The sequence below is a fragment of the Mycobacterium numidiamassiliense genome (genome assembly GCF_900157365.1).
Taxonomy (GTDB): Bacteria; Actinomycetota; Actinomycetes; order Mycobacteriales; family Mycobacteriaceae; genus Mycobacterium; species Mycobacterium numidiamassiliense.
Window position 1 is genome coordinate 1,638,949 of the sequence record NZ_FUEZ01000004.1, and the last position, 19,910, is coordinate 1,658,858.

At 65.7% G+C, this 19,910-nt stretch carries 17 protein-coding genes; 13 read left to right on the forward strand and 4 right to left on the reverse strand.

Annotated elements, in window-relative coordinates:
• The first annotated feature begins 260 nt into the window (after positions 1–260).
• The 9 genes from gmd to MNAB215_RS16510 all read left to right on the forward strand — a co-directional run bounded on the left by gmd (position 261) and on the right by MNAB215_RS16510 (position 11,771).
• Entirely contained in the window at positions 261–1,283 is a 1,023-nt protein-coding gene (gene gmd, locus MNAB215_RS16470; protein ID WP_077079783.1) for a GDP-mannose 4,6-dehydratase, read from the forward strand.
• Positions 1,284–1,286: 3 nt separating this feature from the next.
• Complete coding sequence (locus MNAB215_RS16475; protein ID WP_077079784.1) at positions 1,287–2,261, forward strand: GDP-L-fucose synthase family protein; 975 nt, start codon at positions 1,287–1,289, stop codon at positions 2,259–2,261.
• Positions 2,262–2,339: 78 nt separating this feature from the next.
• Positions 2,340–3,590, forward strand: coding sequence for a WcaI family glycosyltransferase (locus MNAB215_RS16480; protein WP_077079785.1), 1,251 nt, complete (start codon positions 2,340–2,342; stop codon positions 3,588–3,590).
• Between the two features lie 58 nt (positions 3,591–3,648).
• The gene (locus tag MNAB215_RS16485) at positions 3,649–4,419 is read left to right on the forward strand and encodes a hypothetical protein (protein ID WP_077079786.1); all 771 of its coding nucleotides are present in this window, start codon (positions 3,649–3,651) and stop codon (positions 4,417–4,419) included.
• Between the two features lie 4 nt (positions 4,420–4,423).
• On the forward strand, positions 4,424–7,291 hold the full coding sequence (locus tag MNAB215_RS16490) for an MATE family efflux transporter (RefSeq protein ID WP_077079787.1): 2,868 nt from the start codon (positions 4,424–4,426) through the stop codon (positions 7,289–7,291).
• A complete protein-coding gene (locus MNAB215_RS16495; RefSeq protein ID WP_077079788.1) occupies positions 7,278–8,006 on the forward strand; it encodes an SGNH/GDSL hydrolase family protein in 729 nt (242 codons plus the stop codon). Before MNAB215_RS16490 ends, MNAB215_RS16495 begins: the two co-directional genes overlap by 14 nt.
• A complete protein-coding gene (locus MNAB215_RS16500) occupies positions 8,003–9,412 on the forward strand; it encodes a hypothetical protein (RefSeq protein ID WP_077079789.1) in 1,410 nt (469 codons plus the stop codon). The genes MNAB215_RS16495 and MNAB215_RS16500 overlap by 4 nt, the downstream gene beginning before the upstream one ends.
• Positions 9,413–9,465: 53 nt before the next feature.
• Entirely contained in the window at positions 9,466–10,671 is a 1,206-nt protein-coding gene (locus MNAB215_RS16505; protein WP_165691581.1) for a hypothetical protein, read from the forward strand.
• Positions 10,672–10,754: 83 nt separating this feature from the next.
• A complete protein-coding gene (locus MNAB215_RS16510) occupies positions 10,755–11,771 on the forward strand; it encodes a GNAT family N-acetyltransferase (protein WP_174604594.1) in 1,017 nt (338 codons plus the stop codon).
• A 15-nt stretch (positions 11,772–11,786) separates the two neighbouring features.
• On the opposite strand, the gene MNAB215_RS16515 is transcribed toward MNAB215_RS16510, so the two are convergent.
• Positions 11,787–12,758, reverse strand: a complete 972-nt coding sequence (locus tag MNAB215_RS16515; protein ID WP_083746146.1) for a linear amide C-N hydrolase — start codon at positions 12,756–12,758, stop codon at positions 11,787–11,789.
• Between the two features lie 46 nt (positions 12,759–12,804).
• On the opposite strand from MNAB215_RS16515, the gene MNAB215_RS16520 reads away from it, so the two are divergent.
• Together MNAB215_RS16520 and MNAB215_RS16525 are read left to right on the forward strand one after the other, a co-directional pair.
• On the forward strand, positions 12,805–13,476 hold the full coding sequence (locus MNAB215_RS16520; protein ID WP_077079792.1) for a DUF5642 family protein: 672 nt from the start codon (positions 12,805–12,807) through the stop codon (positions 13,474–13,476).
• Between the two features lie 30 nt (positions 13,477–13,506).
• Positions 13,507–14,160, forward strand: coding sequence for a DUF5642 family protein (locus MNAB215_RS16525; RefSeq protein WP_174604663.1), 654 nt, complete (start codon positions 13,507–13,509; stop codon positions 14,158–14,160).
• A gap of 13 nt (positions 14,161–14,173) precedes the next feature.
• Here the strand turns inward: MNAB215_RS16525 and MNAB215_RS16530 are convergent, their stop codons facing one another.
• A complete protein-coding gene (locus MNAB215_RS16530; protein WP_077079794.1) occupies positions 14,174–14,797 on the reverse strand; it encodes an alpha-ketoglutarate-dependent dioxygenase AlkB in 624 nt (207 codons plus the stop codon).
• A gap of 94 nt (positions 14,798–14,891) precedes the next feature.
• On the opposite strand from MNAB215_RS16530, the gene arcA reads away from it, so the two are divergent.
• A complete protein-coding gene (gene arcA, locus MNAB215_RS16535; protein WP_077079795.1) occupies positions 14,892–16,103 on the forward strand; it encodes an arginine deiminase in 1,212 nt (403 codons plus the stop codon).
• 14 nt (positions 16,104–16,117) lie between these two features.
• Here the strand turns inward: arcA and MNAB215_RS16540 are convergent, their stop codons facing one another.
• Positions 16,118–17,674: a dolichyl-phosphate-mannose--protein mannosyltransferase gene (locus MNAB215_RS16540; protein ID WP_077079796.1), complete on the reverse strand. Its 1,557-nt coding sequence runs from the start codon at positions 17,672–17,674 to the stop codon at positions 16,118–16,120.
• A 25-nt stretch (positions 17,675–17,699) separates the two neighbouring features.
• Here MNAB215_RS16540 and rsmI point away from each other — a divergent pair, with 25 nt between their 5' ends.
• Positions 17,700–18,539 carry a 16S rRNA (cytidine(1402)-2'-O)-methyltransferase gene (gene rsmI / locus MNAB215_RS16545; RefSeq protein ID WP_077079797.1) on the forward strand — a complete coding sequence of 280 codons (840 nt, stop codon included), beginning with the start codon at positions 17,700–17,702 and terminating at the stop codon, positions 18,537–18,539.
• A gap of 113 nt (positions 18,540–18,652) precedes the next feature.
• Here rsmI and MNAB215_RS16550 read toward each other — a convergent pair whose 3' ends face one another.
• Complete coding sequence (locus MNAB215_RS16550; RefSeq protein ID WP_174604595.1) at positions 18,653–19,906, reverse strand: aminodeoxychorismate synthase component I; 1,254 nt, start codon at positions 19,904–19,906, stop codon at positions 18,653–18,655.
• Positions 19,907–19,910: the final 4 nt, after the last annotated feature.

A 19,910-nucleotide genomic window follows, 5' to 3' on the forward strand; every position in this document is an offset into this window, starting at 1 on the left:
CTGGGCGGTGACACGGATTGGGTGGGCCGTGGCGTGGCGCTGCCGGGGTTTACCAGCGAACTCAACCCGGCGCCGCGCGCTTCGCGGTCCGCCCGCGGAAAGCTCTCACGATTTGGTGAGGATCCTCGCGCAGCCTTTGACAGCCGTGCTCGCCACAGGGGAGCCTGCTAGATGACCCATGGCCGGGGCGAGAATGCAGGGGGCGGACGAACTATGCCGTCTGACGGCGCCGCAGAGATAAAGCGGACGAGGAAAACTGGATGAAAAAGGCGTTGATTACCGGAATCACCGGCCAAGATGGCTCTTACCTGGCGGAGCTGTTGCTCCGAAAAGGATATGAAGTACACGGTCTGATCCGGCGCGCGTCGACTTTCAATACCCGGCGCATTGACCATCTTTACGTCGACCCCCACCAATCCGACGCGAAGCTCTTCCTGCACTACGGCGATCTCGCGGACGGCACGCGCCTGGTCACCCTCTTGTCGACCATCGAGCCGGACGAGGTGTACAACCTTGCCGCTCAATCCCACGTCAGGGTCAGCTTCGACGAACCCGCGCACACCGGCGACACCACCGGATTGGGGTCGGTCCGGCTCCTCGAGGCGGTACGCATCGGCAAAGTGAAGTGCCGCTTCTATCAGGCATCAAGTTCAGAGATGTTCGGAGCATCTCCGCCGCCACAGAATGAGGAGACCCCTTTTTACCCGCGCTCCCCTTATGGCGCCGCGAAGGTATACGCCTACTGGATTGCGCGAAATTACCGTGAGGCGTACGGGATATACGCGGTCAACGGGATCCTGTTCAATCACGAGTCGCCGCGGCGCGGTGAGACGTTCGTAACCCGGAAAATCACCCGTGCGGTGGCCCGAATCAAAGCAGGGCTTGCCCGCGACGTCTACTTGGGAAATCTCGACGCCGTCCGTGACTGGGGATACGCGCCGGAATACGTGGAAGGCATGTGGCGGATGTTGCAGGCGGACCAGCCCGATGACTACGTGCTGGCCACCGGCGAAGCCTACTCCGTTCGCGACTTCGTCGAAGCGGCGTTTTCCCATGCGGGACTGGACTGGACCGAACACGTCAAATATGACGAACGCTACCTGCGGCCGACGGAGGTCGATGCGCTAGTCGGCGACGCGAGCAAAGCCGAACGCCTGGTGGGATGGCGGGCATCCGTGCGGACGCCGGAGCTCGCGCGGATCATGGTCGACGCCGACATCGCGGCGCTGGACCATCCGGACGGCGCCGTGGTCGACGTGCCGATGTTGCCGGCCTGGAGTTGAGCAGTGGTCGCCAATGCGCTCTTCGCCCCTCGGCCGTTGGAACGAGATGCACCGGTATTCGTGGCCGGCCATCGCGGGATGGTTGGTTCCGCGATCTGCCGTCACTTGGCGGCCAACGGATTTGGCAACATTCTCACTCGGACACACGACGAACTCGACCTGACGGACCGGGCCGCGACCTTCGCGTTCTTCCGGGAAACCCGGCCGGCGGTCGTTGTTGTTGCTGCCGCACGGGTCGGCGGGATCCTGGCCAACAGCACCTATCCCGTCGACTTCATCTCCGAAAACCTGCAGATCCAAGTCAACGTCCTCGACGCTGCGGTTGAGCAACGATCCGAACGCCTGCTGTTCCTGGGGTCTTCGTGCATCTATCCCAAATTCGCCGACCAGCCGATCACCGAGGACTCCCTGCTGACCGGCGCACTCGAACCAACCAACGACGCTTACGCGATTGCGAAGATCGCGGGAATCATCCAAGTCCAGTCCGTGCGTCGGCAGTATCAGCTGCCCTGGATCTCGGCAATGCCGACGAACCTGTATGGGCCACATGACAATTTCTCAGAGAACACGTCGCACGTGTTGCCGGCGTTGATCCGCCGCTACGACGACGCAACCAGCTCTGGGCAGCGGGTAGTTACCAACTGGGGCAGTGGAGCGCCGCGGCGGGAGTTTCTTCACGTTGACGACATGGCCTCGGCGTGCCTACACCTGCTGGAAAACTATGACGGCCCAAGCCAAGTCAACGTCGGCACCGGCGTCGACCACACCATTCACGAGGTCGCCCGGATAGTCGCGGACGCAGTCGATTACACCGGGGAGACGCGCTGGGATACCAGCAAGCCCGACGGCACGCCGCGAAAGTTGCTGGACGTCAGCCTCTTACGGGAAAGCGGCTGGGAAGCCCGGATACCGCTGCAGGACGGGATTGCCGAAACCGTTGACTGGTATCGAACTCATCACGCATCGGCACGGGTGTAGCGTGGCCGAGCCTGCATCGGTACAACAGATCCCCGTTCCCGTTCGTGCGCCGCAATACAAGTCGGCGAGCGTGCGCCGATGAAGATCACAATCGTTGGCATAAACTACTTTCCGGAAGTGACTGGGATAGCGCCCTACACCACCGGGATGGCCGAGGGTTTGGCGGCCCGGGGGCACGAGGTCAGCGTGATCACCGGGTTGCCGCACTATCCGGAATGGCGGGTCCACGACGAGTATCGCGGCGCGCGCTCGTACCGGGAGATCATCAACGGAGTGACGGTCGACCGGTTGCGGCACTACGTTGCAGAAAACCCCAGTGCGCGGAACAGGGTTCGGTTGGAAGCCAGCTTCGCCAGGGCGTTGCTGCGCACACGATTCGATCAGCCATCGGTTGTCATCGCCGTCAGTCCGACACTTTTGTCGACGGCCGCGGTCGTCGCCAAGGCGCGGCTACGAAACGTGCCCGTCGGAATTGTCGTCCAAGACATCTACGGCAAAGGGGTTGTCGAAACCGGAGCGTTGGGCGGCAAGTTGGCTACCGCCGCAGTGCGATTCGAGGCGCGGGTGTTGCGCTCTGCGACGGGGGTGGCGGTCATTCATGACCGTTTCCGGGCGGCGCTGGGCGAGGTGGGCGTCGATGAGGCGGCCTCGACGGTGATTCGTAACTGGACACACCTCGATGCATCGGAAGACCCGGCGCCCAGTGAGGCCGCCGAGATCCGCCGACAGTACGGATGGGGCGACGATGAGATCATCGTCGTGCATGCCGGAAACATGGGCGCCAAGCAGGGTTTGGAGAACGTCGTCGCCGCCGCCAAGCTCGCCGCCAGCGAAGTTCCCGCGGGAACGGTTCGGTTCGTCTTGGTCGGCGACGGAAATCAGCGGCGAAGTCTCGAAGAAGCCGGTGCGGGGATTCCCGTGCTTCAATTCATAAAGGTCCTGCCCGACAAGGCATTCCGTGCTGCACTTCAGGCCGCGGATGTGCTTCTGGTGAACGAGAAGCCGGGCGTCAAAGACATGGCCGTACCCAGTAAGTTGACGACCTACTTCCGGACCGGCAAGCCGGTGGTGGCCGCAACAGATGAGTCGAGCGCGGCCGCAGGTGAGATCCGAGCCGCCGGGGCCGGGGTGATCGTCGCGCCCACCGACCCGCGCGCCCTGCTCGAGGCGGTGTTGAGCATCGGCCGGGACAAGGCTGCGGGCAAGCGTTTTGGGGAATCGGGCAAACGCTATTCACAGGAGATACTCTCCCGTGACAGCGCGATCCGCGGCTACGAAAATTGGTGCCAGGAATTGGCTTCCGCCCCGTCCAAGGTGGTGCAACGCTGATGATCAGGCGTCGTGGCGTTGAGTCGGATTGGGCAAACGCGCAAGCAGGGGTCGAAGAATGACCAATCTCAGAGCCGTCGGCCGCTCATACCGCACTTTCGCGCAGGTCGCGTTCGCCCTAGTGCTGGCAGCTGTTGTGGCCGTTGCGCTTTGGTGGGGATTTCTGCGGGAGCATGCACCGATGGCCGCGCGGGGTATCCGGGTTTCGGCAGATTTCGCCGCCTTGCCCAACGGGCCGGCACCTGACAGCTTCGCGGGTGGGCAGGCGGCGACCGTGGTGACCAGTTCTGACCCACTAAAGGTTCAGGACGGCCGGTTGACCTACCAGCCCACGACAGCGGGATCGGCCGCCTTTTTCAGTACCCCTGACCTCGGTTCGTCGGTCAAGAACATGGGCGCGCGGTTCGTCTTCCGGTCCTCCGGCGGTGCGGGTCCGGGCACCCAGGGTGCGATCGCGCTTGTGGTGTCGCGGGGCATCGAGAACCGGGTTCCGCCGATGATCAACCCGCTGGCGGTCCAGCTGGTGGTGACGCCGATCAACTGGAACATCAGTGTGCTGCGTAGCGACAATGCGACGCTCGACGTCGTCGCGGCCGACTTTTTCCCGCAGCCGCTGCGCGAGGACGGAGTGACCTCCTACGAGGCGCGCGTGACCATCGACGGTGCCCAGGTCACCTTGGATCTGCCGGGAACCCATCGAATCGTTTCGGATCCGCGCTTTTCCGAATGGCAGGGGAGCTTCGCCACATTCGAGCTCTACTCGGATCACGGAACCACCGACTCGATCGGGGCCTTCCAGAAGATCTGGGCGTCAGGCAACAAGGACTGAGCCCATGGCGAAGCATTTGTCGAAGAGTGCCGTCCGCGCCATCTCGGGCGCCTCCGACCAGGTGTTCTCCAGTCTTAGCAACGGCCTGATCATCTACGCGGTTGCCGTGGTGACCGCAACCGACGACTTCGGCGAGATCGCGTTGCTCCTGACGCTGCTCTCCGCGGCCATCGGTGCCCTTCGTGGCGCCTTGGGCACACCGCTATTGCTGACGGCCGGGCGCGACTCGTCCGACATCCGGCGGGAGGGGGCATTCGCGTTCACCAGCGCCCTGTTGGTCAGCCCAGTAGTCGGGGCCGTCATGTGGGCAGTAGGGGGAGCGGGGATAGGTCTGCAGGCGATCTTGATCATCGTCGCGACACCGATCGTGCTCGCGGAGGATGTTCTTCGATTCGTCGCCATCGCGTTGGGCCGCCCCCACATCGCGGCCCTCTGGGACGGCGTGTGGTTTGCCGGTTCGGCGGCGTTGTTGGTGGCAACCTGGTTGCGCCTTCCCCTGGCCACCACCACCAACATCCTGGGTGTTTGGACCGCCTTGGCGCTCATCTCTCTGGCGGGAATGGTGGTCGGTGTTCGCGTCTTCCCGCGGTTCAAGAATTTCCGGGCGTGGATCTCCGATGGCTGGCAGCACCGGGTGCGCTATGGCGCGGACTACGGACTCGAGCAGACAGCGGTGTTCGGCGTGCTGCTGTTCGCCTCGGTGATTTTGACCCCCTACGTCAGCGCCACACTGCGGGGCGCCACGGCGTTGCTGGCACCCATCGCCATCGCGACCAGTGCAATTCCGTTGGTGGTGATCCCGGAAAGCCGGCGCCAGAACATGGCGCCACAACGGGTGTGGAATGCCTTGGCACGCATCACTTTGGTCTCGTCGTGCGGAACGGCTCTGTTTGGCACAGCGCTGTTCTTTCTGCCCAGCAAGCTCGGCGAGCTCCTGCTCGGCGACACGTTCGACGACGCGCGAGGGATCATTCCGATCGTCGCGATCGAGTACGCGATCGTGGTGTGGGCCGTCGCGGTCATCTTCTTTTTGCGCGCCTTCAACCGAAGCGCCGACGCGCTGGCGCTGAAGCTCACTTACGCGCTGGTCATGCCCGCGATGGCGTTCGGCGGGGGGCTGCTCTTCCACACCGCGGCGGGCGTTGTCGTCGGCATGGCGTCGGCGGCGACGTTCAATGCGGCGTTCTCGTTGATCCGGATCAAACCTTGGAAATCGCAGGGCCCGGCCGACCATCCGCCGTCGGCGGAACAGGAACCGTTGCCGTCCAGCGCATCTGGGCGCGTGTCGACCGACGCTGGCGATCAGCTCCTGAAAGTCGGTGCGGCGAAGGCGATGCCACTCGCGACCAGGCTGCGCCTGCACCCACCGACACAGCTGGGCGAGCCGCTCATGACGCTGTGGACGTTTGCCGTGTTGGCCCTTCTCGTCCCCGCGGTGATCATCCGCTTCACCGGAATTCCCGACGGCTTGACGTGGTTGTGGCCGCTGCCGGCGGTGGTGATCGCCTCGGCACGCCTCGCCTGGCTGGTAGGTAAGGGGGACCGGCGGCTATTCGAAATGATCTTCTGGGTCTATACGTATGCGTTTATGGGTTTGGCTCCGTTGGCCCAGATTCGCCAGGATCACTGGCCCATCACAGTTCCCCGCGTCGATGACACGTTGATTGGTATCGCAACCCTGATGGTGCTCCTCGGCCTCGGCGCATTCCTTGCCGGAGCCGGTCTGGACGGCGCCACGTCGCTGCGCCGGGACAAGGGGGCGCAGAAGCGCGCTGACGCCAATGGCACTGGTGCGCAGAAATTTACGATCAGCTATCAGCGTGCCGTGCTGCTTGCCACGTTTGCGATTCTGATCGCCCTCTACTACCTCTCCAACGTCGGCTGGTTCCAATTTCTACTCGGACGTGCGGAAGCGAGAGCGGCCTACGACGCGGTATGGCCGGTCGGCAGTCCCGGCGTGGTGGTGCTGCCCTGCACGTATATGGCACTGCTGGTCGCCTTCATCGCGTTGGTTCGCTGCCGTCAAGAAGCCAAGGCGGCGAGTCTGCGCGGCGCAACCATCTTGCCGAGCGCCAGGCGCGGCAACCTGTTCCTGATCGTTGTCGTCGGACTCCTCTTGGCCGACGTCATGAATCCGATTTCGACCGCCCGATACCACACGGGGACTGCAATATTCGGCGCCGCGACAGCCTTCGGATTGTTCGCCACGCACCGGCGGTTCCGGGGTTTTACCTGCAGCCTCCTCGCCGCGATGCTGGCGATCTTCCCGTTCACCCATGCGTTTCGCACGACCCTCAAGGCCTCGTTCAAGGCGGCGAACCCCGTCGATTCGCTGATGTCCGGTGACTACGATTCCTTCGCGCAGTTGATGAACGGGTATCTGGTCGGCACGCGCGAGGGGATCCCAGTCGGGAAGCAGTTCTCCGGTGTGCTCCTGTTCTGGCTCCGCAGGGCGTGGTGGGAGGACAAACCCGTCGACACCGGGGTGCACATCGCGAACGTGCGTGGCTATGGCTTCACCAATCTCTCTGCGCCCCTGTGGATTGAGCTCTACCTGAACGGCGGCTGGGTTCTGCTTGTCGTCGGAATGTTTGCCCTTGGGTATGGCCTGCATCGCTGGGACACGCGATTGGAGGCACAGATCCAGGTCGCCCGGATCCCCGGCCCGGTTGGCTGCATCCTGCCTTTTTATATGCTCATCTTGCTGCGCGGTTCACTACTGCAGGCAGCCGCGTTTTTGTTCTTTATCGTGACGTTCTCGTTGTTTGTCGCACAGCGAAAGAAGGCGAACACCCGCCGCGGTGCGCTGCATGTGCGTCCGCAACCACCCCCCACCCGCATGGAGCCGAGGGCGGCCTATGCCAGCCCCTGACATCGCGCGCAGCGTGCGCCGCTGGGTCCTGCTGAACGTCGTCGTGGCGTTGGCGTTGACGGTCGGCGCCCTGGTCTACTTTGAGCTGGAATCGATCTACCGCCCGCGCAAACCATCGCCGTCGTCCGAGATCGCCGCTTGGGTGTCGCCGCCGTCGTTGTTGACGATGTTCGACTACCAGCCCACGTTGCTCGCCGTCGGCGACCCGCCCGGCGTCATCTATCCCTATTTGGTTACCTACAAAATGGGGTGGAGCCTCGCCTCCTACGCGCAAGAGCACGCCGACTTCGTGCATGGGGTCGACAACCTCGTTCCCCGCCTCGAACGGACCGCGACGACCTACCGTGTCGACTACGTTCTGGTCGACTGCGGTTTCAATGATCTCGGCGAAGCGCCTGATCAAGTGGTGGCGGCCGCCGAGCAGTACATCAAGGACGTTCGTTCGAAGTGGCCCGCCGCCACGATCATCATCGTGCTTCCCGCGTCGTTCGGGCCCGACGCTGGTCAGGATCATCCCGACGTCGCAGACGGACTTCGCGCCACGGCCGACAGGGTCGGTGCCCGGGTCATCGATCCGGTTGCGCAGCAATGGTTTCGGGGCGTCGATATGGGGCCGCTAATGGCGCGGGATGGCGTCCACCTCAACGACGCCGGTCAGGACTACTACGCGGAGAAGATTGTCCAGAACCTGAAACAAATGGGGTTCACGTCATGACGGGCATGAAGGGATTGCTCGCCGTCGTACGGGACAAGTTGTTGGTATTGATCATCTGGACGTTGGCGGGTGCCGCAGCTGCCGGTGGGATCAATCTGCTGGTGCCGGTGGTCTACGAGGCAAACGCAAAGATCTTCATCGCGACACCGTATTGGAACGACTCGACCGCGCTCGCCGACCCGAACGTGGGTGGAGCCCAAAACCTCGCGTACGGCGACGAATTCACCCAGCAGCGCATGACCAGTTACGAACGACTGGTAAGCACGCCGATAGTCACCGACACCGTTGCCGAACAGCTGCGGTTGGGTGAGTCCGGCGATGACCTCTCCAAAAAGCTCACCGGCCGCGCCGTTCCCGAAACGGTGATGCTGCAAGTCAATGCGCAAGACTCCTCTCCGGCGAGGGCGGCGGCGATCGCCGACATGGCCGCGCGACGGACCATCGAGGTCATCAAGGCCATCGAGCGTCCGCCGAATAATGCGGTGCCGCCGGTCCAACCCGTGCTCTTCGAACCCGCGTCCGTTCCCAAACGGCCCATCTCTCCGCGAACGTTGCTGACCGTCGTCTGTGGAGCGGTCATCGGGTTTCTCCTCGGGCTGTCCCTTGTGGTCAGGTATGCGACGTCCCGGGAAGCCCGGCGGCTGGCGCGATTTCGCGGAGACGATGGCGGCGATACCACCCCTGCGGCTACCCCCACCGGGCCCCTCGGTGTGCTCACCACGGGCGTGCAGCCACTTGCTGGGGGAGTCGACGTCGACGCCAAACTGCTGCGCATAGAAGTCGCGCACGGCTTGACCGAGGCCGGTGTCCGATCGTTGGCCATGACATCGCCGCGGGCCACTCCGACGACCGGTATCGTCGCCGATCGGCTTGCGGTCGCGTTGGGTCAGGCGGACTCACCCACCATCGTCGTGCGTGCTGACATCGCTGCGGGACAGAGCGATTCGACGGTCAGATTGAGTGATCTGGTGGGTGCGCCGGCGGCCGTGGATGCGGCCATCCAGACCGACGAGCGCAGCGGCCTGAGCTGGATCGCGCTCGCAAACTCATCGGAAGGCCCGCCGGCAGATCAGTTGGGCGCGAACATGCGCTTTCTGCTGAATGAGCTGGCCGGTCGGTACCAGTATGTGATCGTGGTCAGTTCGGGGACGCTGGAGCTCACCGATGCCCTGGACATGGCAGGCCTGTGCGGCGCATCGATTCTGGTCGACCCCGTCGCGCTCACCACTGGCGCACAGGTTCGCGAAAGCGAGCGGCTACTTCGGTTGGCCCGGGGCACATACCTGGGCCGGGTTGTCATTGTCGACAGGGCTTTCTTGCAGGATGTCGAGTTACCGCAGTCCGATCGCCGACGGACCGCGGTAAGTAATCAATCAACCGGCGTCGACGGAGAACCATGGAGTTAATCACTAGAGGCTGGACGATTTTCAGGCGGCGATGGCCAATCGTGCTTGCCTGCTTGGCCATTGCCGCAGTGGGTGTGGCGGTGTACAACGTCGGCTCCGACAGGAAGTACATCGCGTCCACCGAGGTGTTCCTGCGGGCCCCCGACGTGAAGAGCTCCTCTGCGGCGTACGAGGGCGAGTTGTTCTCTCGGCAAAGGGCGCAAACGTACGCTGACGCGATTCAAAGCGACGAGCTGGCGCAGCTGGTGATCGATAAGCTCGCCCTGAACGTGCCGCCACGGCAGCTGGTGCCCAGTGTCTCGGCGACGCCGGTGAAAGATACTGTGCTGCTGGTTATTTCAGTCACCGATAGGGATCCGCAGCGCGCCTCCAACATTGCCAACGAATACGGCAATGAACTGCCGACCTATATCGCCAGGCTGGAAAATGTCAGCAACGACCCCAACATTCCGCCGCTGGCCCATGTCGTGATCAAGGCTAATGCGGCCACCACCGAGCCGGCGGGATTGCCGACCTGGCTGGTCGCCTTCGCGGGCGTCGGGCTGGCTCTGCTCGTTGCCGGCGTACTGATCTGGTTCCTCGAACATTTCGACACCAGAGTGAGCTCACGTCGCCAGGTCGAGGAGATCACCGGAAGCGACATCCTGGGCAAGCTGCCCAAAGTCGCGGACGCCAAGGCCTTCCAGCGATCCGAAAAATTCAGTCAGGCGGCATTGCGATTCAGCCTGAATGTCGAGTCGGTGCTGCAACGACTGCCCAATGTCGGAACGCCTGCCCGGGTCGCCGTGGTGGCCGGGCACAGCGACGATAGCGGTGCGATCGCGACGTCGGCGCTCGCCCAGGCGTACGCCGACCGCCGGCGGATAGTGGGCATCGTTCGCTTCGCCCGGGGGCGACACCAGTCGGAGGCCAATGCTCCCGTTGCGAGTTCGGGGTACCGGGACGAGGCCAATCCGGCGACAACCGTGATCAGCGTGACCCCGGGACTGACTGCGGAGATCGTCGGCCGCGAACTGAATGCGCTGCGCCCGAGCAACAACATCGTCTTGATCGAGGCACCGCCGTTTCACGAGTCGACGGATGCGCAACTGGCTCTGCGCTCGGTGGATGCCGTGATCATCGTCGTGCGGCCGATCGTCACCACGACGACGTCGCTGTCGGAATTGGTCGCTGCGATCAAGGTGCTCGGCACGCCCGTGCTTGGCGTCGTGGTCGCCATGGCGAAGGAGTCCTCGACGGTCGACGGCTACTACCTGTAATGACGGCGGTTATTGCCGCATCAGCGGCAGACGCCATAACCTGAGTCGATCGGACCGCGAGACGGGCTGTACGCCCGTCGCGGATGGGACGAGAACAGGGCGGCGGGTTGGCCAAGTTGACCGCAGGGCGGGCAGAAGAACTCGCCGCGATGGACATCTTCGAGGGGTGCTCCACCGAAGACTTGGTGCCGTTGGCCGCCCGCGTTCAGCCGCTGCGCGCCGCGGCCGGCCAGGTGCTGATGCAGCAGGGCGAGCCGGCGGTTTCGTTCCTGCTCATCTCCTCGGGCACCGCCGAGATCGAACACACCGGCGCCGACGAGGTGGTGGCCGTCGGACAGGTGTCCGCAGGCGAGATCGTCGGGGAGATCGCCTTGCTGCGTGACATCCCGAGGATCGCGACGGTCACCACCGCCGAACCGCTGACCGGCTGGGTCGGCGACAACGACGCCTTCACCCTGATGGTGCACATTCAGGGGGTCATGCCACGGCTGCTGCGCACTGTGCGCCAGCGCCTTGCCGCGTTCATTTCGCCCATCCCGATCCGGGTTCGTGACGGAACGCTGCTGCTACTGCGGCCGGTTCTGCCCGGCGACGACGAGCGGACCGTGCACGGCCACGTGCTATTTTCCAGCGAGACGCTGTATCGCCGGTTCATGACGGCGCGCCTGCCCAGCCCGGCGTTGATGCACTACCTGTCCCAGGTCGACTACGTCGATCACTTCGTTTGGGTGGTGACCGACGGTACCGACCCGGTGGCCGACGCGCGCTTCGTGCGCGACGAGTCCGACCCGACGGTCGCCGAGATCGCGTTCATGGTCGCAGACGCCTATCAGGGCCGCGGGATTGGCAGTTTTTTGATCGAGGCGCTGTCCATCGCCGCCAGGGTCAACGGGGTCGAAAGGTTCTCCGCGCGAATGCTTTCCGACAATGTCCCGATGCGCGCGATCATGGATCGCTATGGCGCGCAATGGCAGCGCGACGACGTCGGTGTGATCACCACCGTCATCGATGTACCCCGCCGCCGCGACCTGGGCATCAAGCGTGAGCTGGCGGACGAGATCAAACGCGTTGCCCGCCAAGTCGTCGAAGCACTCGGCTGATCTCGGTTCGCTCGCTCAGAAGCCCGCCCGGTGCGGGGTGAACCTCGAGGTGACGTCGCCGATGAGCGATTCGTCGTACGGGTCTATCGCCAGCGTATCCGCGCCTTCGGTCAGATCGAGGCGGTCGAGTTCGATCCAGATGGTGTTCGGGCTGGTGGTGAGCTCGAAGAAGTAGGTTCGCCGGGTCAGATCGGTAACGGTGCGGTACTCGGTGTTGTAGATGCCGAACTCCCCGTATGGCGCCCCGAACGGCACCGACACATTGCGCATGATTGCCATCACGCCGGCCACCGCCTGCCGGACGTTGTCCAGCTCGGGTAACAGCGCAAGGTAGTAAGCCGCACGCTGAAAGCGGTCTCTCGCGTTGACGTTGCCGGGCAAGGGCATGTCACGACTGGGATGCGAAAAATCCTGCTGCGAAAGCAATTTCAGCTGATCGCTGTAAGCGGGGTCGTTGGTCATGAGCGTGTACTCGCGGCCGTGGTGCACGACCTGGCGGCCGTGGTCGAACTCGATGATCGCCGAGTCGCCGGTCGCGTCTTCAAGGGCGAGGTGGATGGTCGCGTCGCGGCCGCGTGCACTGATCATCACCAACTGGATGTCGTCCATCAGGTTCAGTGCTTCCGCGACCGTGGCGGCCTGATCGAGCAGGTATTGGGCCCACAGCCCGGCGTGCAGTCCCGGCTTCGACGCGTCACGCGGGCCGAGGTCGGTCGACTGCAGGTACAGGCCGTGCACGGCCAGGCCGCGCTCGTTGATGCCATCGATGCCGCCGATGCCGTAGACAGTGGTGACCAGGCTTCCGTATCTGCTGGTCCAGCGCAGCGGATTCTTCTCGACGACCGTGGCGCCGGCCGCGGCGCCGCCGTCGCGCTCGCGTCCCCGGGGAAAGGCCACGATTAACGGCTCGGTGGACTCCGGCCAGTCCATGCTACGGCCGGCCAGAATGGCGAGGTCGATTGTGTTCCAGAGAACTCGGGTGCACACACGCGTCAAGCTACCTGACGTAGCAACCACCGTGCTATGAACGGGCATGCGGCCGTTCTGGATTGGCGTCATGCTAACCCTGTTGCTGACCGCGTGCGCCCACTCCAAGGCGCCCATGCCGTCGGCCGCGCCGACGTCGTCGGTGCACCGCACCGCCGTCAACCCGGCCAACATCAAGCGGGTCGTTCGTGAGCTGCCGCCCAAGTACGAGGTGACCACGGGCATTCCCACTGCGATGTCGCCCAGGGTGATTTGGAGCCGTGACACCGACGGGACGGTCAAGCCCCCGCAGTGCGCCACGCTCGCCGACCCCGGTGATGGTCGCGACCAGTCCGCGCAAGGCGTGTCCGGGTCGGGTGCGGGCGGCGTCATCGACGCCATAGTGGTGTCTTTGCCAGGGCCGGCGGTTCTCGACCAGGATGTCGTCGCCACCTGTGGCCAGTGGAGCATGGCGTCCGCGCAGACCACGATCCGTGTGCGGTTGACCGATCCCCCGCATATCGACGGTGCCGAAACCGTCGGCATGGTCGCCGACATCAAATCATCAGTCGAGTCGGGCACCGAAATTGATTCGCGGACATATACATTCATCGCTTACCTGGGCGACTACTATGCGTTCACCACGCTGGCCACCGATCCGGGGTCGGCGGTTCCGGCACTGCCGCCGCAATTCGCCGCCGATCTACTTGTCAAAACGGTGTCCACCTTGCGTAGTTGAGCGTCGAGTTTGGGTAGATTAGCCACGGTGTTGAGGCGGGCGTTTGCGATCGCATCGGTGTGCGTGCTCGCGGGCTGTTCTTCGGGCACCAACGCGGCCTCGACAAACGCCGACATCGCCAAGGTCGTCGGCGTGAAATCGAGCTTCGGTCCCGAGTTCAAGGTCGCCGATATCAGCGAAAGGGCCATCGATCCCAAGCTGCTGGCCGCCCGCAAGCTGCCCGCGGGCCTGAACTTCGACCCCGCCAACTGCGCGAAAGTGGCGGTGGGCCCAGACATGCCACCCGACCTGCAAGGCAACATGGCCGCGGTATCCGCCGAGGGCGACGGCGACCGCTACGTCGTCATCGCGATAGAGACCTCCAAGCCGGTGCCGATCGGCGACCCCGGGAAGGACTGCGCCAAAGTGGCGTTCTCCGGTCCCGCGCTGCGCGGCGGCTTCGAGGTGGTCGACGCCCCACGCATCGACGGCACGCACACGCTCGGCCTGCACCGCGTGCTGCAGGCGGCGGCGCCGGGCGGCGCCCGCACCGGCGAGCTCTACGACTACTCCGCGCAATTTGGCGACTACCAGGTGATCGTCATCGCCAATCCGCTCGTCATTCCGGACCAGCCGGTCGCCAAAGTGGACACCCAGCGCGCCCGCGACCTACTCGTCAAGGCAGTGGCCGCTATCCGCGGTTGACCGGGCAGGGCGGCTATCGCACGTCGCGCGGCCGGAACTGGATACTGACACGTGGGCCGGCGCGCGACGAGGTCTTGGGGACCGCATGCTCCCAGGTGCGTTGGCACGATCCGCCCATCACCAGCAGATCGCCGTGCGACTGCGGCAGCCGCAACGACGAGCCGCCGCCCCGCCTGCGCAACGCGAACGTTCGGGTGGCGCCCAGGCTGACGATGGCCACCATGGTGTCCTCGGCACTGCTACGGCCGATGGTGTCGCCGTGCCAGGCGACACTGTCCGAGCCGTCGCGGTAACAGCACAACCCGACGGTGGTGAACGGCTCCCCGAGCTCGCCCGCGTAAATGTCGTTGAGCCGCCGGCGCAGCCGCCCCAGCGCGGGGTGCGGTGGATCCTCGATTGTCAGGTCGTGAAAGCTGACCAGCCGCGGCACGTCAACCACCCGGTCGTACATCTGGCGGCGTTCCGTGCGCCACGGCACCGTGGACAGCAGGGCATCGAGCAGGTCCTCTTCGACCGTCGGGTCGCCCGCCAGCCAGCCGGCCCGGACTTCGATGAATGCGCCGTCGCCGAGTTGTCGGCGTTCGGTGTGCTCGAACAGCGAGCCCTGTACCGCGGTCGCCCACGCGCTAGAGTCTATCGCACATCCGTTCGAACAAATGGGACTCGCCGCGCCACCAGGCTCGCCTCGAGTGCAACGCGCCGGTCGGGTTCGGCGCCGCTACGGTTTAGCTGTGGGTGTTGTCGAATTGGGCACCAATTCCGAGGTCGGCGCGCTGAGGGTGGCGATTCTGCACCGGCCCGGCGCCGAGTTGCGACGGCTCAACCCGCACAACAATGACCAGCTGCTGTTCGATGGTTTGCCGTGGGTTGCCCGTGCGCAGGAGGAGCACGACACATTCGCTGAGCTACTGCGTTCCCGCGGCGTTGAGGTGCTGCTGCTGTCCGACCTGCTCACCGAGGCGCTCAGTCACAGCGGGGCCGCCCGGATGCAGGGAGTCGCCGCTGCCGTCGATGCGCGCCGGCTGGGTGTGCCACTGGCGCAAGAGCTTTCGGCCTACCTACGCGGCATGGATCCGGCCAGGCTCGCGCAGGTGCTGATGGCCGGCATGACGTTCAACGAGCTGCCCCCCGATACCCGGACCGACGTGTCGCTGGTGATTCGCATGCACCACGGCGCGGATTTCGTCATCGAGCCCTTGCCGAATCTGGTGTTCACCCGCGACTCGTCGATATGGATCGGTCCCCGGGTGGTGATCCCGTCGCTGGCGCTGCGGGCGCGGATTCGTGAGGCGTCGCTGACCGACATCATCTACGCGCATCACCCGCGATTCACCGGCGTGCGCCGCGCCTATGAATCGCGCACCGCTCCGGTCGAGGGCGGTGACGTGCTGCTGCTCGCCCCGGGCGTGGTCGCGGTCGGAGTGGGGGAGCGGACGACGCCTGCGGGAGCAGAAGCGTTGGCGCGCAGCCTTTTTGACGATGATCTTGCCCACACCGTGCTCGCCGTGCCGATCGCCCAGCGGCGGGCGCAAATGCATCTGGACACCGTGTGCACGATGGTCGACACCGACACCGTGGTGATGTACGCCAACGTCGTCGACGACCTTTCGGCGTTCACCATCGAGCGCAGGCCCGACGGAGTGGCGATCAGCGACGAAACGTCGTTTCTGGAAGCGGCGGCCAAGGCGATGGGGATCGACAAGCTGCGAGTCATCGACACGGGATTGGACCCCGACGTCGCCGAGCGCGAACAATGGGACGACGGCAACAACACGCTGGCCTTGGCGCCCGGTGTCGTCGTCGCCTACGAGCGCAACGTGCAGACCAATACCCGCCTACAGGAAGCGGGTATCGAAGTGCTGACCATCGCGGGGTCCGAGTTGGGCACCGGCCGCGGCGGTCCCCGGTGCATGTCTTGCCCGGTCGCCCGCGACCCGCTTTAGGTGGTGCCGCACGATCAGCGCCAGCTGGGTAGCCAGATCTCCATATTCCAGGTCTGCTGCGAGATGGGTAGACCGGTCAGCACCGGGAACAGCCACGCGAAGTTGGTCACCACCAGGGCCACATAGCAGCTTACGGCGATGAGCCCCAGCGTCCGGCGCTCCTTGCTTTGGGCCGGCCGGTAGAGGATGTCTCCGCAAATCAGCGCGATCGCCATCACCAGGAACGGCGCCATCGTCGCCGCGTAGAAGAAGTACATCTGCCGGTCGATGTCGGCGAACCAGGGCAGCCACCCGGCGCAGTAGCCGACCAGTGCCACCGCGTAGCGCCAGTCCCGGCGCACGAACGACCGCCAGCACGCGTAGAACAGGACCGGGACCGCCAGCCACCACATGGCGGGCGTGCCGACCAGCATCTCGGCCTTGACGCACGATTGCGCACCGCAGCCGCTGACGCTCTGCTGATCGATGGCGTAGAGCACCGGCCGCAACGACATCGGCCAGCTCCACGGTTTGGATTCCCACGGGTGGTAGTTGCCGGCCGCATTCGTCAGCCCGGCATGGAATTCCAGCGCCTTCGCACTGTAGTGCCACAACGAGCGCAGGGCGTCGGGCAGCGGGATGACGCTGTGCGGCCCGATCGTCTGGCCCACTTCGTGGCGGTCGATCGCGGTCTCCGAGGCGAACCACGGCGCATAGCTGGCCAGGTACACCGCGACGGGGATGACGCCCAGCGCGTAGGCGGTCGGGAGCAGGTCACGTCGCAGGGTGCCCAGCCACGGCCTCGGCACCTGGTACTGGCGGCGCGCGACCAAGTCGAACGCCAGCGACATGGCGCCAAAGAACACCACGAAATAAAGGCCGGACCACTTTGTCCCGCAAGCCAATCCGAGCAGGACCCCGGCGCCGAAGCGCCACCAGCGCACGCCCAGCCGCGGGCCCCACGCCGTTGCGGTGCTGCGTCCCTCCAGCAGCGCGACGTGCATCCGCTGGCGCACCTGATCGCGGTCGACGATGAGCGCGCCGAAGGCCGCGACCACGAAGAAGGTCAGCAGGCCGTCGAGCAGCGCGGTCCGCGCGGCGACAAAGCTGACGCCGTCGCAGATCAGCAGCACACCGGCGACGGCCCCCACTAAGGTCGAGCGGCTGATCCGACGCACGATGCGCATCACCAGCGTCACCATGACCACGCCCAGCAGCGCACCGGCAAACCGCCAGCCCACGCCGTCGTAGCCGAAGGCGGCCTCACCGAGCGCGATCAGCTGCTTGCCGACGGGCGGGTGCACCACCAACCCGAACCCGGGGTTGTCCTCGACGCCATGGTTGTGCAGCACCTGCCAGGCCTGAGGCGCGTAGTGCTTCTCGTCGAAGATCGGTGTGCCGGCGTCGGTCGGGGAGCCCAGGTTGATGAACCGCGTGATCGTCGCCAACAGGGTGACGGCGACGGTCGCTATCCAGCCGCGCGCGCGATCGGTGGGCCCGAAATCGGCGACGGGAACCAGCGGCCCGGGGCTGACGACGGGCACGACGCGTTCCGCGACGGCGATCGAGGGTTCGCTGGGCGGGGCAGACATCGGTGTCGATCGTAGGCTGTCCGTCATGTCCGATGGTCGCCTGCTGCTCGGTGCGACCCCGTTGGGCCAGCCCTCGGATGCGTCGTCACGCCTGATCGAGGCGCTGCGCCACGCCGATGTGGTGGCGGCCGAGGACACTCGGCGCGTCCGAACACTCGCCGCGGCGCTCGACGTCGTCATCACCGGCCGGGTGATCAGCATGTTCGACCAGGTCGAGGCGGCGCGGGTGCCCGCGCTGGTCGACGAGATCGCAGCTGGGGCGACGGTGCTGGTGGTCAGCGACGCCGGCATGCCGCTGATCAGCGACCCGGGCTACCGGCTCGTGACGGCGTGTGTGGCTGCCGGTCTGCCGGTGCAATGCCTGCCCGGGCCGTCGGCGGTGACCACCGCGCTGGCCGTGTCCGGTCTGCCGTCGGAGAAGTTCTGCTTCGAAGGGTTCGCGCCACGCAAAAGCGGGGCCCGCAGAACCTGGCTTGCCACGTTGGCCGACGAGCGACGCACCTGTGTGTTCTTCGAGTCGCCGCGCCGGTTGGCGGCGTGCCTGCACGACGCCGTCGAAGAACTCGGCGGTGCGCGCCCGGCGGCGGTCTGCCGTGAGCTGACCAAGATCCACGAGGAAGTGGTGCGGGGATCGCTCGACGACCTTGCCGGGTGGGCGGCCGACGGCGTGCTCGGCGAGATCACCGTCGTGCTGGGCGGGGCGACCCCGAGCGCCGACCTGCCGTCGCTGGTCGCGCAGGTGGAGGGCCTCGTCGCCGAAGGGGCCAGGGTCAAGGACGCGTGCGGCGAGGTCGCCGAGGCCAACGTTGGAGTGCGGTCGCGCCAGCTCTACGATGCCGTGCTGCGGTCGCGCCGCGACGGCTAACCCACCGATGCCGTGCTGCGGTCGCGCCGCGACGGCTAACCCACCGATGCCGTGCTGCGGTCGCGCCGCGACGGCTAACCCACCGATGCCGTGCTGTGGTCGCGCCGCGACGGCTAACCCACCGATGCGGCCGTCGCGGTGTACGGCACCCCGACGACGGGAGCGGCCTTGTGCAGGCATTCCGCCCATTCGGCGTCCGGGTTGGAATCGGCGGTGATCCCGCCGCCCACACCCAGCACCGCCCGGCCGTGCGTATCGAACTCCACCGTGCGGATTGCGACATTGAGCTCACACCCCGCCACGGGTGATGCCAAACCAATAGTGCCACAATATATTCCACGCCTTGCGTGTTCCCACTGCGAAATGAGCTGGCGGGCACGATGTTTGGGCGTGCCCGTGACCGACGCCGGCGGAAAGGCGGCGTCCAACAGTGCCGAAGTCGGCAACTCGACGGGGACCTGCGCCGAGACCGTCGACACCAAATGCCAGACGCCGGGTGCTCGTCGCACCACCAAAAGCTCTGGTACCGTCACCGTTCCGGTGATCGCCACCCGGCCGAGGTCGTTGCGGACCAAGTCGACGATCATGATGTTCTCCGCCACCTCTTTCGGCGAAGCGCGTAGCGCCGACGGCCACGCGTCCAGCGGCAAGGTGCCCTTGATGGGGCTCGACGTCACGACCGTCCCGCGGCGCCGCAGGAAAAGCTCCGGCGACAGCGACGCCACCGCACCCCACGGGCCGGCAACGTAGGCCGCCCGGGCCGGAGACGTCCGTGCGACGCCGTCGAGGAAGAAATCCAGCGGAGCCCCCGCGACCATCCCGGCGAACTGCGTGCACACGCACGCCTGATAGACCTCGCCGGCGCCGATGGCGTCCAGGCAGGCCAGCACCCCGCCGCGGTGTGCGTGCCGGTCGGCCGCCGCCCAGGCGATCCGGCACGCGCGCGGCGGCGCGGGTGCGGCAGCCAGCGCGGCGGACAGCCAGTCCGGCATCGGCGCCCCGGAAAGGCTTTCGTACCACCACTTCCCGTCCCGGTCGCGGCGCAGCACGCAGTCCGTCCAGCCGCCGGCGGCTTCCGGGATGCGGTGTCCGCCCCCGTCGGCCGCGGCATCCGGATACGACAGGTACCCGACCCAGCCGCCACCCACCGCGCCACGCTCCGGCGCCTGGGAGCCGAGCGGGACCGCGAAAGCGTCGGCCGCGGGCACCGGCTGCGCCGCCAGGCTCGGCGCGATCACCGCCAGTGCATCGAACCAGTCGCCGGTCAGCGCGGCCGGCGGCGGCAGCTCTAGCCGGCTGGTGGCGTCGCCCACGGCGCGCAGCACTCTGGGTGCCTCGCCGAGGTCGCCGAGCCGCTCGATCCGCATCGCC

Coding starts and splice junctions, on each gene's coding strand:
- gmd (WP_077079783.1), top strand. CDS start 261: ATGAAAAAGGCGTTGATTACCGGAATCACCGGCCAAGATGGCTCTTAC.
- MNAB215_RS16480 (WP_077079785.1), top strand. CDS start 2,340: ATGAAGATCACAATCGTTGGCATAAACTACTTTCCGGAAGTGACTGGG.
- MNAB215_RS16485 (WP_077079786.1), top strand. CDS start 3,649: ATGACCAATCTCAGAGCCGTCGGCCGCTCATACCGCACTTTCGCGCAG.
- MNAB215_RS16490 (WP_077079787.1), top strand. CDS start 4,424: ATGGCGAAGCATTTGTCGAAGAGTGCCGTCCGCGCCATCTCGGGCGCC.
- MNAB215_RS16495 (WP_077079788.1), top strand. CDS start 7,278: ATGCCAGCCCCTGACATCGCGCGCAGCGTGCGCCGCTGGGTCCTGCTG.
- MNAB215_RS16500 (WP_077079789.1), top strand. CDS start 8,003: ATGACGGGCATGAAGGGATTGCTCGCCGTCGTACGGGACAAGTTGTTG.
- MNAB215_RS16510 (WP_174604594.1), top strand. CDS start 10,755: ATGGGACGAGAACAGGGCGGCGGGTTGGCCAAGTTGACCGCAGGGCGG.
- MNAB215_RS16520 (WP_077079792.1), top strand. CDS start 12,805: ATGCGGCCGTTCTGGATTGGCGTCATGCTAACCCTGTTGCTGACCGCG.
- MNAB215_RS16540 (WP_077079796.1), bottom strand. CDS start 17,674: ATGTCTGCCCCGCCCAGCGAACCCTCGATCGCCGTCGCGGAACGCGTC.
- rsmI (WP_077079797.1), top strand. CDS start 17,700: ATGTCCGATGGTCGCCTGCTGCTCGGTGCGACCCCGTTGGGCCAGCCC.
- MNAB215_RS16550 (WP_174604595.1), bottom strand. CDS start 19,906: ATGCGGATCGAGCGGCTCGGCGACCTCGGCGAGGCACCCAGAGTGCTG.